The sequence below is a fragment of the Sulfitobacter sp. genome (assembly GCF_041552635.1).
Classification (GTDB): Bacteria; Pseudomonadota; Alphaproteobacteria; order Rhodobacterales; family Rhodobacteraceae; genus Sulfitobacter.
Genome location: NZ_JBFEKM010000021.1, coordinates 22,136 through 35,163 on the forward strand (window position 1 = coordinate 22,136; position 13,028 = coordinate 35,163).

The following is a 13,028-nucleotide window of genomic DNA, read 5'->3' on the forward strand; positions in this document are numbered from 1 at the left end:
TGTATAAAACAGGGGGTATGGCGATGGCAGGTTCCGCCGCGGTGCTGGAAGATTCCAGCCTACTGAGCAAACTCGACCGCATGTTACTGCCGCTGGAGCGTTTCGGCGCTTTGCTGAGCGGTCTAGCGGTTTTTTCACTAATGTTTCTGGCGGCCTATTCGGTTACCGCGCGCAAGTTCTTTGGCAGTCCGCTGCTGGGCTATGTCGATTATATCGAAGCAGCCATGCCGATCATTGCGATCATGGGCGTGTCTTACGTGCAGCGCGACGGGTCGCATATTCGCATGGACATGCTGGTCAGCAAGCTGAAGGGCCGCGCCTTGTGGTTCTTTGAACTTGTGTCGGTGCTGTTGATGCTGCTGTTGGTGGTCGCACTGACATCTGGCGCGTGGGACCACTTTGACCGCTCGTTCGATTGTGCCCGGCCATGGTGTTCGCGCGACAGTTCAATCGATATCAGCTTGCCGATCTGGCCCAGTAAACTGGTGGTGCCGGTGGCCTTTGGCATCCTGGCCCTGCGGCTTGTGCTACAGGTCTGGGGATATGGGCGCGCGTTGGTGCTGGGGCTTGAAAACCCGGTGGCCGTGCCGCTGACACTTACGATTGCGGAACAGGCCATGGCAGAAGCCAAGGCGCTGGAAGGGGCAGATTGATGGAATCGATTGAAATTGGCATCTATGTCTCGTTGGGCATGCTTGTGCTTGTCGTCCTTGGCATGCGCGTGGCCTTTGCGGCCGCACTTGCGGGCTATGTCGGCCTGATCTGGTTGCGCTGGAACGGATTTGACTATGATCCGGCCCGCTTTTGGAAAGTCGTCGAGATCAGCACAAAGATCGCGGGCCTGACCCCGCATTCCAAGGTCAGTTCCCAAGTGCTAAGCCTTATCCCCGTGTTTATCCTGATCGGCTATCTGGCCTATTACGCCAAGCTGACGACGGCCCTGTTCGAGGCGTGCAAACGCTGGTTTGCATGGGTGCCGGGCGGGCTGGCGGTGTCTACCGTGTTTGCCACAGCAGGCTTTGCAGCTGTGTCGGGCGCATCGGTGGCGACGGCGGCGGTCTTTGCCCGCATCGCCATTCCGGAAATGCTCAAGATCGGCTATAACAAGCAATTCGCAGCCGGTGTTGTGGCTGCGGGTGGCACGCTTGCGTCGCTTATCCCGCCGTCCGCGATTTTGGTGATCTATGCCATCATCGTTGAACAGGATGTCGGCATGTTGTTGTTGGCCGGTTTTATTCCCGGTGTGTTTTCCGCCGTAGTCTATGCGGCATTGATCATCGGTATTGCGATGATCTGGAAGAACGTCGGCCCCCCGGTATCCGGGTTTACCTGGAAGCAGCGCTTTGAAAGCCTGCCACCTGCGTTGCCCATCGTGGCGGTGGTCGTGATCATCATCTTCTTTGTCTATAACCCCTTTGGCGATGCGTGGGGCACCCCGACCGAGGGCGGTGCCGTGGGTGCGTTTATCGTATTCCTGATGGCGCTTTATCGCGGCATGCGGTGGGGCCAGATGCGTGATGCATTGCTTGAGACAGCAAAGCTGACGGTGATGATCTTCTCCATCATCTGGGGTGTCTTGATCTATGTGCGGTTTCTGGGCTTTGCCGAATTGCCCGAAGCCTTTGCCGACTGGATCACGTCATTGCACATGGCACCGATCCTCATCCTGATCTGTATCCTGTTGGCCTATGCGGTGCTGGGCATGTTCATGGATGCCATCGGGATGCTGCTTTTGACGCTGCCGGTGGTTTACCCTGCGGTCATGGCGTTGAATGGCGGCGAAATGGTATCGGCGGCAGATTCCGCCTTTGGCATGTCGGGTCCGATGTGTGCCATCTGGTTCGGTATTCTGGTGGTGAAAATGGCTGAATTCTGTCTGATCACCCCGCCCATCGGCCTTAACTGTTTTGTCGTTGCCGGTGTGCGTGATGACCTGACGGTTCAGGACGTGTTCAAAGGGGTTACGCCGTTCTTCATGGCAGATGCGGTCACAATCGCATTGCTGGTGGCGTTCCCGTCGATCGTGCTGTGGCTGCCGTCACTCGCCAGCTGACGACGTGTTGGACGATGTTTCGGACGACTCTTGCGTGCCATCGGGTCTGACCTGTTCTGCGGACAGGAAATTCCCGATGGTATGCAGAGGTTCGAAATTTTCGCAGATGACTTTGAACACTACAAGAAACGGCACCGCGACCAACGCGCCCGCGATGCCCCAAAGCCAACCCCAAAACACAACGGTCAGAAACACCGCGACGGTGTTCATCTCAAGCCGGCGGCCCACCAGCCACGGCGTGACAAGCTGCCCTTCGATCATGGTCAGAGCCAGATAGCCGAACGGCGCAAGCAAGGCGTAGCTGAGACTGTCGAAGGTGACGACGGAAAAACCAGCCACCAAAATGACACCGCCAAACCCGCCGATATAGGGCAGGAAATTCAACATAAATGCCGCAATCCCCCAGATATAGGCAGACGGCAGGCCCAGCACGGTCAGATACAGACCGACGCAAATCCCAAGAACCAGATTGATCGACGCGATGGTCAGCAGGTACCGAGACACCCGTTTTTCCACATCATAGACTGTCTGCAAGGCGCGTTTTTTGCCCGTCAGCGTTGGCATCGACTGCACAAGCTTGAGGTAAAACATCTGGCCCGAGGACAGCAGGAACAGCGCGAGAATCAGAATAACCGCAAGTGATGCACCGGTTGTGCTGACGGTGTCCATCGCCGTGTCCAGCAGACCGGGCTGGCGCACGATGACCTCTTGGGGTCGGAACCCTTCGCCGGACCCGATCTTTTCCACCTCGGCACTTGCGGACCGGATCGTTTCGACCGCGTCGCTGACACCGGCCAGCTTTTGTTTGATTTCAATGCCCATCCGCGGGATCTCATCGCTCCACAGGGCGACGGTGCCGGCGGACAGGACCACCACAGACAAGATCCCGAAGGCCGTTACAGAGATCAGCACAAAGCCCGAAACCGTATGAGGCACGCCAATCCGGTTCAACGCACGCCCCATCGGGCTGAGGGTAAGCGCCAGCAAGAACCCCAACATGATCGGTAAAATCAGGTCTTTTGCAAAATACGCCGTCACAAAAAGCGAGATGAGCACCAGCATCTGCAAAGAGCGCCGGATAGAGGGGATGTGGTCCAAGGGATGTTCCAATGCGCAAGGTTTGAAAGAGTAACGCGCAAGGGGCCAAAAAGGTTCACGTGCTTGTGAAACAGATTTCAAAAGGCGCTCGCAGTGGCGCGGGATCTATGGTGATGTGAGCGCAAATCAAATTCGGAGACTTTCGCGATGACCCTCACGCCCCTTGGCCTTGATCCTTCCCTTTGTTTCATCGGGGGGGCATGGGTTCCCTCTATGGCGGCGGCGCGGGTGCCGTTGGTCAACCCGTCGGACGGTTCTGCCCTTTGCGAAATCGCATGCGGGTCGGCTGATGACATCGACCGTGCGGTGCGCGCCGCCCAAGCGGCCTTGCAAGGCGATTGGGGCCGCGCCACAGCGGCAGAACGCGGGCGGGTCTTGGCCAAAATTGGGCAGGGCGTTTTGGCCCATGTCGACGAACTGACCCGGCTTGAGGCGATGGATGTGGGCAAACCGTTGAAGCAAGCCCGCGCCGATGTGCTGGCGCTTGCGCGCTATATGGAATTTTACGCCGGTGCCTGTGACAAGGTGCACGGCGAAACGATCCCGTATCTGGATGGCTATACGGTCTATACCTTGCGCGAGCCGCATGGGGTAACGGGGCATATCATTCCGTGGAACTATCCGATGCAGATCATCGGGCGGTCGGTGGGTGCGGCGCTGGCCATGGGCAATGCTGCCGTTTTGAAACCAGCCGAGGAAGCGTGCCTTACCGCGCTTGCCTTTGCTGAAATTGCACGGGCGGCGGGGCTGCCGGATGGCGCGCTGAATGTCGTGCCGGGGCTGGGGGCAGACGCGGGGGCCGCACTTACCCGCCATCCGGGCGTGCATCATGTGTCGTTTACCGGATCGGTAGGCGTGGGCAAACTGATCCAGGAAACCACCGCGCGCAATGTGGTGCCCGTGACGCTTGAACTGGGGGGCAAGTCGCCGCAACTGGTGTTCGATGACGCCGATATTGATGCGGCGCTGCCGTTTTTGGTCAATTCAGGCATTCAGAACGCGGGCCAAACCTGCTCTGCGGCCTCGCGCATTTTGGTGCAGCGCGGGGTTTACGACCGTGTCGTCGCCGCGATGGGCGCGCGCTATGATTCGTTGCGCGTCGGGCCTGCGATGGCAGATCTGGACGTTGGTCCGCTGATCTCGGCGCGGCAAAAATCCATCGTCCAAGGGTATCTGGCGCAAGGGGACGGTTTGGACATCGTCGGGCGAGGCCAGATTATGGCTGATGCACCCGAAAACGGGGCCTATGTGGCACCGACGCTTTATGCAGGCGTCGCCCCCGATCACGTGTTGGCCCAAGAAGAAATCTTTGGCCCCGTTCAGGTGATTATTCCGTTCGACACCGAAGAAGAGGCGGTGCAAATCGCCAATGGAACGGACTTTGGCCTTGTCGCGGCGGTCTGGTCGCAAAACGGCGCGCGTCAGATGCGGTTGGCAAAACGCTTGCGCGCGGGGCAGGTGTTCTTGAACAACTACGGGGCAGGGGGCGGGGTTGAACTGCCGTTCGGCGGCACCGGCCTGTCAGGGCATGGCCGCGAGAAAGGTTTCGAGGCGCTTTATGGGTTTTCGACCCTTAAAACGGTGGCGGCTTTCCACGGTTAGGTAATTAACGAAGGATTAAGAAAACTCTTCACAATTGATTTAACCGGATGTAGCACAGATGTACTTTGGTCCGGGCGGTTCGCTGCTTGGTTAAAAGGGAACGTGGTGCGGCAGAAGCCAAAACCACGACTGCCCCCGCAACTGTGAGCGGCGAGCGAAACCGGCATATGCCACTGTCATGGATGCCATGATGGGAAGGTCCGGTTTAGTGTCGACCCGCAAGTCAGGAGACCTGCCGAAGTGATCACCCTGCTCAGGGCGCTAGGGGCGTCTGGGCTGCGGATTCTCCGCTGTGGTGGCTTCACCGTCTGCGGGGGCATCCGTCCCTTTATGGACATCGCACGTCAATTGGTCCCTTCCGGGCCAAGTCCGAAGGGTTATCATGATGTTGAAGACATCACTACTTTCATCCGCTGCGCTGGTGGCATTTGGCACCACGATGGCCGTGGCTCAGGAAACATTCGAGCTGGACGAAATCATCGTGTCGGGCGGGCTGTCACCTATTGCGGCGCAAGAATACGGGCGGTCCGTTTCGGTTGTGACCGCACAGGAAATCCAGGATCGTGGCATTTCCTCTGTGGTTGACGCGTTGCGCGCCTTGCCCGGTGTATCGGTCAGCAGCGCTGGCAGCGGTTTTGTGCAGGTGCGGATGCGCGGCGGAGAAGCGCGCCATACGCTGGTGCTGCTTGATGGCGTGCAACTTGCGGGCGGCGAGGGCGAATATACCTTCAGCGGCCTTCAGACCACCAACATTGAACGCATCGAAGTGCTACGCGGACCGCAATCGGTCGCTTACGGCTCGAATGCGACGACCGGTGTGATCAACATTATCACCCGCAAAGGCCAGGTCGGCAAAACCTATGATGGCACATTCGAGGTCGGCGGGGCGACCGCAGGCAGCGTGTTCTTGTCGCGCCGCAATGAACGTGGCGGCATTTCTCTGTCTATGTCGCGCCGCAGCGACCCAAGCTATGACCAATCCGGCGATGGCGGAGAACGCGACAAGCTTGACCGCCTGACAGCTGTCCTAAGCGGCGACTATCTGGTGACCGACGCGGTCAAGCTGGGCTTTGTGCTGCGCCGCTCAAAAGAGTACTTCGACTTTGACGCGACGAACTTCGGGGCCACGGACGCGGATTCGTATATTGTCGACGACGCCACGTTGATGGGCCACAGCAAAGAAGTCATCGGAACGGTCTTTGCGGAATATACGATGCTTGAGGGGCGGCTTGTTCACCGTCTTGCGCTTGAGCGTACCGAAAACAAGGCCAGACGGGACGGTGCACCGCAGACCCAGACCGATGCGAATGCGGTTAAATACCGGCTAAGCTATGGTCTGGACGGTAACACGGTGGCGCAAGCGGATCATCTGCTGAACCTCTTGCTTGAGAGCCACAGCGACAGCAGCCCGATGACTCCGCTGTATGAACGGTCCTCGAAATCTATCGCCATTGAATACCGCGCGCGTCTGGCCAGCGGGCTGGATTTTCAGGCGGGGGTGCGCCACGACAATAATGACCAGTTCGAAGACGCGACCACGTGGAATGTCGCCATGTCCTATATGGTGCCGAACACTGAAATCCGCTTGCACAGCTCTATGGGGACGGGCGTTTTGAACCCGTCGTATTTCTCGCTTTATGCCAATGCATTTGGCTATACGGGCAACCCCGACCTCAACCCCGAGCATAACAAAAGCTTTGATATAGGCGCAGAGTTTCCGGTTCTTGGCGGGCGCGGCACCGTTGATGTGACCTATTTTGACGAAACGCTGACGGACGAGATTTCGCCGGTGTCTTTGGGCGGCGGTGCGTTCACCTATGGCAACCAGACGGGCGATAGTACCCGCAAGGGTGTTGAAATTGCAGGCAACCTTCAGGCGACGGATGCTGTGGCGCTGCGCATGTCCTACACCTATCTGGACGCCAAGAACCCCGATGGCAGTGTCGAAATCCGGCGTCCCCGTCACGAACTTAGCCTTGGTGCCACGGTCAAGACCTTTGGCGGGCGCGGTCAGGTTGCCGTCGATCTGCGCCATGTATCGGGAAACTATGACACGCAGTTCTTTGGCAGCTATTCCACTGTCGAACTGCCAGCCTATACCACGGTCGATGTGGCCGCCGAATACGAGGTCAACGACCGTTACACCGTCACGGCGCGGGTCACCAACCTGTTCAAAGTCGATGCTGTCGATGTTTGGGGCTACGGCAGCCCGGGCCGTGCGGCCTATGTTGGTTTCCGTGCGAATTTCTAGGCTCGGGCATACCAGATGCTTGGCGGGGGCGCTTTGGGGCGTTCCCGCTTTGGCCGTTTCTGGTTCTGCTGGCATCCGGCCTTTCAAGGCCGCCTTGAGGGAGCGTCGGGCAGTGAATAACCTTGTCTTCTGGATCAAGAAAACCGTTCAGGACGGGGTGATATGATCCGTCTGGCGATCACGCTTTGCAGTCTTGTGCTGGCTTTGTTTGTTGGTGCTTTGGTGATCGGACCTGCCGATATGTCGCTGGGCCAAAGCCTGCATGCGCTGCTGGCCGGCGGTGATGGCCCGATGACGCTGGTGATGCGTGAAATCCGCTTGCCGCGTGCGATTTTGGGGCTGCTGATCGGTGCGTCGCTTGGGCTTGCCGGGGCGGCGATGCAGGGCTATCTGCGCAATCCGCTGGCTGATCCGGGGCTGATCGGCGTGTCGGGCTCTGCCGCATTGGGGGCGGTGCTGTCGATCCAGACCGGGCTTGCGGCGGCCGTGGCACTGGCCTTGCCGATGATGGCACTTGGCGGCGCATTGATCGGCGTGCTTTTGGTGCTGTTGCTGGCAGGGCCGCGGGGGTCGTCGCTGACGCTGATCCTTGCGGGCATCGCGATATCCGCCTTTGCGGGCGCGCTGACGTCGCTGGTTTTGAACCTGTCGCCAAACCCCTATGCCGCAAGCGAGATCGTTTTCTGGATGATGGGGTCACTCGCGGACCGGTCGATGGTGCATGTCTGGATCGCGCTGCCGTTGATCTTGGCGGGTGGGCTGTTGTTGGCCAGCCTGCCGCGCGGTCTGGATGCGCTGACCTTGGGCGAAGACGCGGCCGAGGCGATGGGCATCAACCTGACCCGGGTGCGCCTGTCGCTGGTGATTGGCACGGCGGCGGTGGTCGGGGCATCGACGGCGGTGGCGGGCGCGATCGGCTTTGTCGGGCTGGTGGTGCCGCATTTGCTGCGGCCCTTGGTCGGCGCGCGGCCGGGCGCGCTGCTTTGGGCCTCGGCGCTTGGCGGGGCGGCGATGATCCTTGCCTCCGATATTTTTGTCCGCGTGGTGTTGCCTGAACGAGACCTCAAGCTGGGAGTCGTAACGGCACTGGTTGGCGCACCGTTGTTCCTGCATCTGATCTACCGCACCCGAAAGGAAGGGCTATGAGCGTGCTGTCCCTTCAGGATTTCGGCGTGAAACGCGGCAAGCGGCAGATCCTGCGCGGGGTCAAACTGGATATCACGGCAGGTGAAGTCGTCGGCCTGATCGGCCCGAATGGCGCTGGCAAGACCACATTGATGCGCGCCGCGCTGGGGTTAATCCCGTCGCAGGGCCGCAGTTCGATTGCGGCAATGACCGCGCGTTATCGGGGCCGCGCCGCCGCGTGGATGCCCCAATCAAGAGAAGTCGCCTGGCCGGTGGATGTGGAAACCCTGATCCGGCTGGGACGCACGCCCCATCTGGCACCCGGCCAAAGAATGTCCGGCGCAGATCAGGCGGCTGTTGAACGCGCCATCGCCCGCATGGGCCTTGAGCCGTTTCGCCACCGCATCACGACGCGGCTGTCGGGCGGCGAACAGGCGCGGGTACTGATCGCGCGCAGTTTGGCGCAAGAGGCCCCTTTGCTGCTGGCAGATGAACCCACCGCAGGGCTTGATCCGGCGCATCAGATTGCCACGATGCAGACCTTTGGCCAGCTTGCCGCCGAAGGGCGTTCGGTGCTGGTATCGCTGCATGATCTGGGGCTGGCGGCGCGCCATTGCACCCGGCTGGTGATCTTGCATGATGGTGGCATCGCGGCCGACGGTGCGCCGCGTGATGTGCTGACGCCAGACCTGATCCGTGCCGCTTTCGGCATTTCTGCCCATCTTCAAGAGACGCCGGAAGGGCTGATCTTTCAACCGCTCGAGGTTCTGACATGACACCACAGATGCTTGAGTTTCTCAACAGTGGCGGCCCTGCGCTGTGGGCGATTGCTGTGTTGTCGGTGCTGGTTTTGGCGATTGTACTTTGGAAGCTGTGGCGGCTGACATTAATCGGTGCATGGTCGCGCGCCGGGGCCGAGGCACTGCTGACCCGCCAAAACGGTTCCTCCAACGGTCTGCGTGCGCGGTTCGTCACGGATGTATTCGCAGCACGCCGCTTGCCCGACGCGCTGGCCCGCGAAGAGGTGATGCGCATCGCGGCCCGTCTGCTGTCTGACCTGCGCAGCGGCCTGCGCCCGCTTGAATTGATCGTCACCATCGCCCCGCTGATCGGTCTTTTGGGGACGGTTCTGGGCATGATCGAGGCGTTTCAGGCGTTGGAAACCTCTGGCGGGCAGGCTGACCCATCGGTGTTGGCAGGCGGCATCTGGGAGGCGCTATTGACCACCGCCGCAGGCATGGGTGTGGCTATTCCGGCCGCCGTGGCGCTGAGCTGGTTCGAGGCGATTGCGGACACCGTGCAGGGCGACCTTGAGGACCTTGCCACGCGCATCTTTACCCAAGACGCGCAAAGCTGATGTTCGCTTTTACCCCGCCAAGGCGCAGCCGCAAACCCAGCCTCACGCCGATGATCGACGTGGTGTTTTTGCTATTGGTGTTCTTTATGCTTGCCTCGCAATTTGGCAAAGATGCCGCCGTGCGCCTGTCCGGTGCGGGCAGCGGCGACGCCTATGCAGGCCCGCCGCGCTTGGTCCAGATTGCACCCGACGCGCTGACCCTGAACGGGAGCCCGGTGACGCTAGAAGGGTTGGCGCAGGCCTTGCAGCCGCTGATGACCCAGCCAAGCGATACGATCATTCTGCGTGGGTCAGACGCGGCCAATTTGCAGCGTTTGCTGGATGTGGCCCAAGCGTTGCAACAGGCTGGTTTTGACAGTCTTGTGGTGGTGGAGTGAGCGCATGAAATTCGCAGCCCCCCGCCGCAAGCAAACGCCCGAATCTGTGGTCCCGATGATCAATGTGGTGTTCTTGCTGCTGATTTTTTTCATGATGTCTGCGACCATCACCGCCGCGCCGCCGTTTGACCTGACCTTGCCCCAAACCGACGGCCAAGGCGAGGTAACGGGCGAGCTGACCTTGTATCTGTCTGCCGATGGTTCAGCGGCATTTGACGGTCTGCTGGGGGATGCCGCTTGGGGGGCCTTGGCGGCAGAAGAAACAGGCGCGCCGTTGACGATTCGCGCCGATGCGGGGCTTGCCACAACTGTGCTTGCGCAAACTCTTGCGCGGTTGGCGCAAATCGGGCAGGCAGACGTTGAACTGGTGATCCGAAACCCATGAAACAGCTGTTTGAATTCTCGTTCTTTTTGGCAGGTGCGACGGCGCTGCATCTCTCGGTTGGCTATGTGGCACCTTCGGGGCAAACAGCGTCGGCGGGGGCGGGCGGTGATGCGGCCATCACCTTGGCCGCTGCAACTGCATCGGTGCAGGATATGGTGACGGCGTGGGATCAACCGGTGTCAGCCGCCCAGACCGTCGCGCAACCCCTGCAAACGCCCGATCAAATTATGGTGGCCCAGCCGCTTGCGGCACCGACCCCTGATCGTGCTGTATCCCGACCCGCAGCTGTCGCCCCGCCCTTGATCAGTGATGCCCCTGCGTTGCCGCAAGTCGACCGGAGCGTGCCACCCCCACCACAGCCTGAAATAGCACAAACCCGCCCCAAGCTGCGCCCGCCAGCCCCCGCGAAGACGGTGAAGAAAGCCGAACCCGCCAAGCCGAAACCCAAGGCAGCGACGAAGCCCAAATCCTCGAGCAATGTCGCCCCTCAGAAAGCTGCCGGAGGCGGGGCAAAAGCGACACGCGGACAATCTGAAAACGGGGCCGCGACCAAATCCAAACCGGGGAATTCCAAACAGCTGATGGCCCAGTGGGGCGGCCAAATCCGCACCAGTGTCGAGCGCCGCAAAAGGTACCCTTCGGGCACCCGTGCGCGCGGAACCGTGACGCTGGTGATTTCAGTGCATACCCGTGGCACCGTTGCCAGCGTGTCACTGCGCAAATCCTCGGGCATCGCCCAGATCGACCGTGCAGCCATTGCCGCGGTGAAATCCGCCCGGATTTCAGCAGCTCCCAAGGGGCTTGCAGCAGGCGTACACAGTTTCACGCTTCCGATGAAGTTCGCGCCCTAATCGATTGTTTCGATGGTATTATGTCGGGGCGCGCTCGACCGCGATAAGACCTAGAGACCGGGCGGTCGTCAGGGCCAGAACCGGACTGTCTGGCCCGCCTTCGGCAATCTGGTAGCGCCGCATCGCAGCCCGTGTCCGGTCATCATACATGCCGGAAATCTCGCCTGAATAAAGCCCGCGCGCCTCAAGTGCGCGCTGCAATGTGGCAACGAAGTCGACATTCAACTGATCGGTGCAGGGGGTCTCGAACCAGTTGTCCTGCCGTGGTGTGACAATCTTTTGGCGCGTCTCGGTGCGGTAAATCGGCAAAGCCTGAATTTCCCCGGTCGAACTGATCTGTGCGGGCTGGACCTGCACCTGCTCGGTCACGGTTTCGATCACGGCGGGCGACACTGTGCGGCCCCAACATGATCCGGGCGCGGCACCTGCGGGGCCTTGTGTCGTCGCCTCGCGCACGCCTGGTTCGGGCAGGGCATCACGATCCGTGGGCACGTCGCACCCCAAAAGGGTCGCGGCGCACAGGCCGATGGTCAAGCTGCGGATCATGTGTCGAGGTAATAAGTACTGCACGCGCTGCCTTTGACGGTTTGCTATTTTGCATCACGCTAAACGGTTTTTGGTGTGGTGCCTAGATCGTTGCCTGTGTTGTCTTGTGTTTTGCACCGCCCTTGCGACGGTCGATGCGCAAAAGGGACTGGCGAAAGGGGACACCGCTGACTACATAAGGGACAAGTTTTTATCAAGAAGGGGCTCAAGATGGCCAAAATCACCTATGTAGAACACAACGGCACCGAACATGTGGTCGAAGTGGCCAGTGGTCTGACCGTTATGGAAGGCGCGCGCGACAATAACATTCCGGGCATCGAGGCCGATTGCGGCGGGGCCTGCGCCTGTTCTACTTGCCACGTTTACGTTGATCCGGCCTGGGTCGAAAAAGTGCCGGCCAAGGACGACATGGAAGAAGACATGCTTGATTTCGCCTATCAGCCAGATCCGGAGCGGTCGCGCCTGACCTGCCAGATCAAGGTGACAGACGCGCTGGACGGCTTGCGCGTTCAAATGCCTGAAAAGCAGATATGATGCTATTGGAAGCGCGGCGTCTCCTGTTGCGCTTCCTGAACAAGATTGTACGCCGCGCGCAGCCGATGTTGTGTATCCTTGGCGCGTTGCTGGTGCCCGGTTTTGCTGTCGCAGACTCCGTCGTCACGGCGCGTTACACTGATCCGACAGATCGCTATGACCATGGCGTTCTGGGGGACGCGATCGAGTGGGGCACGCTTGAGATCACGTTGGAGGATGGCACCAAACGGCGTTTTATCCTCCCTGAAACGCTGGTTTTCGAAGACGTCGCCCCAAGGGTTGCCGATCTGGACGCCGACGGATCGCCAGAAATCATCGTGGTAGAAAGCAGCCTGACTTTGGGCGCGCGATTGGCGGTCTATGGCCCCATGGGCCGCCTTGCCATGACAGACCACATCGGTCGCAAGAACCGCTGGCTTGCCCCTGTCGGTGCCGCCGATTTCACAGGCGACGGGCGGTCCGAGATCGCAATGGTGGTAACCCCGCATCTTGCTGGAAAGCTTGAAATTCTGGTATTTGACGGCACCCATTTGACGCCGATAGCCACCACAAGCGGCCTCACCAACCATCGCATTGGTGACATGGATATCGCCGGAGGTATCCGTATCTGTCAGGATGCGCCCCAAATTATTCTGGCACAAATGCCGTGGCGTGCCTCAGTGGATACAACAATGGTTGCGGTCCGTCTTGTAGGTGAAACGTTGCAGGCCGCCTCGTTCAAAGAATCATTTACGTCCGAAAATGTCGCCAAAGCCAGAAACTGCGAAATTCATCCGCACTAGACGCAGACCTGTATTCCAAATGGCCTCAAATCCTGGGGGTCCGGGGGCTAGCCCCCGGTACGACACC

General features: G+C 59.9%; 14 protein-coding genes and 1 riboswitch. Of the genes, 12 read left to right on the forward strand and 2 right to left on the reverse strand.

Features of this window, described 5'->3' with window-relative positions; translation table 11 throughout:
• Window positions 1–23 precede the first annotated feature (23 nt).
• Both ABYT07_RS04060 and ABYT07_RS04065 read left to right on the forward strand, forming a co-directional pair.
• The gene (locus tag ABYT07_RS04060; protein WP_372989651.1) at window positions 24–653 is read left to right on the forward strand and encodes a TRAP transporter small permease subunit; all 630 of its coding nucleotides are present in this window, start codon (window positions 24–26) and stop codon (window positions 651–653) included.
• The gene (locus ABYT07_RS04065; protein ID WP_372989653.1) at window positions 653–2,053 is read left to right on the forward strand and encodes a TRAP transporter large permease; all 1,401 of its coding nucleotides are present in this window, start codon (window positions 653–655) and stop codon (window positions 2,051–2,053) included. Before ABYT07_RS04060 ends, ABYT07_RS04065 begins: the two co-directional genes overlap by 1 nt.
• On the opposite strand, the gene ABYT07_RS04070 is transcribed toward ABYT07_RS04065, so the two are convergent.
• Window positions 2,039–3,151, reverse strand: a complete 1,113-nt coding sequence (locus tag ABYT07_RS04070) for an AI-2E family transporter (RefSeq protein ID WP_372989655.1) — start codon at window positions 3,149–3,151, stop codon at window positions 2,039–2,041. The genes ABYT07_RS04065 and ABYT07_RS04070 overlap by 15 nt on opposite strands.
• A 147-nt stretch (window positions 3,152–3,298) precedes the next feature.
• Between ABYT07_RS04070 and ABYT07_RS04075 the strand changes: the two genes are divergently transcribed.
• From ABYT07_RS04075 to ABYT07_RS04110, 8 genes are all read left to right on the forward strand, one after another.
• Window positions 3,299–4,753, forward strand: a complete 1,455-nt coding sequence (locus ABYT07_RS04075; RefSeq protein WP_372989657.1) for an aldehyde dehydrogenase family protein — start codon at window positions 3,299–3,301, stop codon at window positions 4,751–4,753.
• Between the two features lie 49 nt (window positions 4,754–4,802).
• Window positions 4,803–5,008, forward strand: a riboswitch (cobalamin riboswitch).
• Window positions 5,009–5,135: 127 nt separating this feature from the next.
• On the forward strand, window positions 5,136–7,004 hold the full coding sequence (locus tag ABYT07_RS04080; RefSeq protein WP_372989659.1) for a TonB-dependent receptor plug domain-containing protein: 1,869 nt from the start codon (window positions 5,136–5,138) through the stop codon (window positions 7,002–7,004).
• A gap of 162 nt (window positions 7,005–7,166) precedes the next feature.
• On the forward strand, window positions 7,167–8,150 hold the full coding sequence (locus ABYT07_RS04085; protein WP_372989660.1) for a FecCD family ABC transporter permease: 984 nt from the start codon (window positions 7,167–7,169) through the stop codon (window positions 8,148–8,150).
• Window positions 8,147–8,905 (forward strand): ABC transporter ATP-binding protein, encoded by a 759-nt coding sequence (locus ABYT07_RS04090; RefSeq protein ID WP_372989661.1) that lies wholly within the window; start codon window positions 8,147–8,149, stop codon window positions 8,903–8,905. Before ABYT07_RS04085 ends, ABYT07_RS04090 begins: the two co-directional genes overlap by 4 nt.
• Complete coding sequence (locus ABYT07_RS04095) at window positions 8,902–9,486, forward strand: MotA/TolQ/ExbB proton channel family protein (RefSeq protein WP_372989662.1); 585 nt, start codon at window positions 8,902–8,904, stop codon at window positions 9,484–9,486. The genes ABYT07_RS04090 and ABYT07_RS04095 overlap by 4 nt, the downstream gene beginning before the upstream one ends.
• A complete protein-coding gene (locus tag ABYT07_RS04100) occupies window positions 9,486–9,863 on the forward strand; it encodes an ExbD/TolR family protein (RefSeq protein ID WP_372989664.1) in 378 nt (125 codons plus the stop codon). Before ABYT07_RS04095 ends, ABYT07_RS04100 begins: the two co-directional genes overlap by 1 nt.
• A 4-nt stretch (window positions 9,864–9,867) precedes the next feature.
• Window positions 9,868–10,248: an ExbD/TolR family protein gene (locus tag ABYT07_RS04105; RefSeq protein ID WP_372989665.1), complete on the forward strand. Its 381-nt coding sequence runs from the start codon at window positions 9,868–9,870 to the stop codon at window positions 10,246–10,248.
• Window positions 10,245–11,099 carry a TonB family protein gene (locus ABYT07_RS04110; RefSeq protein WP_372989667.1) on the forward strand — a complete coding sequence of 285 codons (855 nt, stop codon included), beginning with the start codon at window positions 10,245–10,247 and terminating at the stop codon, window positions 11,097–11,099. Before ABYT07_RS04105 ends, ABYT07_RS04110 begins: the two co-directional genes overlap by 4 nt.
• Before the next feature lie 18 nt (window positions 11,100–11,117).
• Here the strand turns inward: ABYT07_RS04110 and ABYT07_RS04115 are convergent, their stop codons facing one another.
• Window positions 11,118–11,645 (reverse strand): peptidoglycan-binding protein, encoded by a 528-nt coding sequence (locus ABYT07_RS04115; protein WP_372989669.1) that lies wholly within the window; start codon window positions 11,643–11,645, stop codon window positions 11,118–11,120.
• Window positions 11,646–11,855: 210 nt separating this feature from the next.
• Between ABYT07_RS04115 and ABYT07_RS04120 the strand changes: the two genes are divergently transcribed.
• Entirely contained in the window at window positions 11,856–12,179 is a 324-nt protein-coding gene (locus ABYT07_RS04120) for a 2Fe-2S iron-sulfur cluster-binding protein (RefSeq protein WP_372989671.1), read from the forward strand.
• Window positions 12,176–12,961, forward strand: a complete 786-nt coding sequence (locus ABYT07_RS04125) for an FG-GAP repeat domain-containing protein (protein ID WP_372989673.1) — start codon at window positions 12,176–12,178, stop codon at window positions 12,959–12,961. The genes ABYT07_RS04120 and ABYT07_RS04125 overlap by 4 nt, the downstream gene beginning before the upstream one ends.
• Window positions 12,962–13,028: the final 67 nt, after the last annotated feature.

Excerpts from the sequence above, each read along its gene's own strand:
- ABYT07_RS04060 (WP_372989651.1), top strand. The coding sequence starts at position 24 with ATGGCAGGTTCCGCCGCGGTGCTGGAAGATTCCAGCCTACTGAGCAAA.
- ABYT07_RS04065 (WP_372989653.1), top strand. The coding sequence starts at position 653 with ATGGAATCGATTGAAATTGGCATCTATGTCTCGTTGGGCATGCTTGTG.
- ABYT07_RS04075 (WP_372989657.1), top strand. The coding sequence starts at position 3,299 with ATGACCCTCACGCCCCTTGGCCTTGATCCTTCCCTTTGTTTCATCGGG.
- ABYT07_RS04080 (WP_372989659.1), top strand. The coding sequence starts at position 5,136 with ATGATGTTGAAGACATCACTACTTTCATCCGCTGCGCTGGTGGCATTT.
- ABYT07_RS04085 (WP_372989660.1), top strand. The coding sequence starts at position 7,167 with ATGATCCGTCTGGCGATCACGCTTTGCAGTCTTGTGCTGGCTTTGTTT.
- ABYT07_RS04090 (WP_372989661.1), top strand. The coding sequence starts at position 8,147 with ATGAGCGTGCTGTCCCTTCAGGATTTCGGCGTGAAACGCGGCAAGCGG.
- ABYT07_RS04095 (WP_372989662.1), top strand. The coding sequence starts at position 8,902 with ATGACACCACAGATGCTTGAGTTTCTCAACAGTGGCGGCCCTGCGCTG.
- ABYT07_RS04100 (WP_372989664.1), top strand. The coding sequence starts at position 9,486 with ATGTTCGCTTTTACCCCGCCAAGGCGCAGCCGCAAACCCAGCCTCACG.
- ABYT07_RS04105 (WP_372989665.1), top strand. The coding sequence starts at position 9,868 with ATGAAATTCGCAGCCCCCCGCCGCAAGCAAACGCCCGAATCTGTGGTC.
- ABYT07_RS04110 (WP_372989667.1), top strand. The coding sequence starts at position 10,245 with ATGAAACAGCTGTTTGAATTCTCGTTCTTTTTGGCAGGTGCGACGGCG.
- ABYT07_RS04115 (WP_372989669.1), bottom strand. The coding sequence starts at position 11,645 with ATGATCCGCAGCTTGACCATCGGCCTGTGCGCCGCGACCCTTTTGGGG.
- ABYT07_RS04120 (WP_372989671.1), top strand. The coding sequence starts at position 11,856 with ATGGCCAAAATCACCTATGTAGAACACAACGGCACCGAACATGTGGTC.
- ABYT07_RS04125 (WP_372989673.1), top strand. The coding sequence starts at position 12,176 with ATGATGCTATTGGAAGCGCGGCGTCTCCTGTTGCGCTTCCTGAACAAG.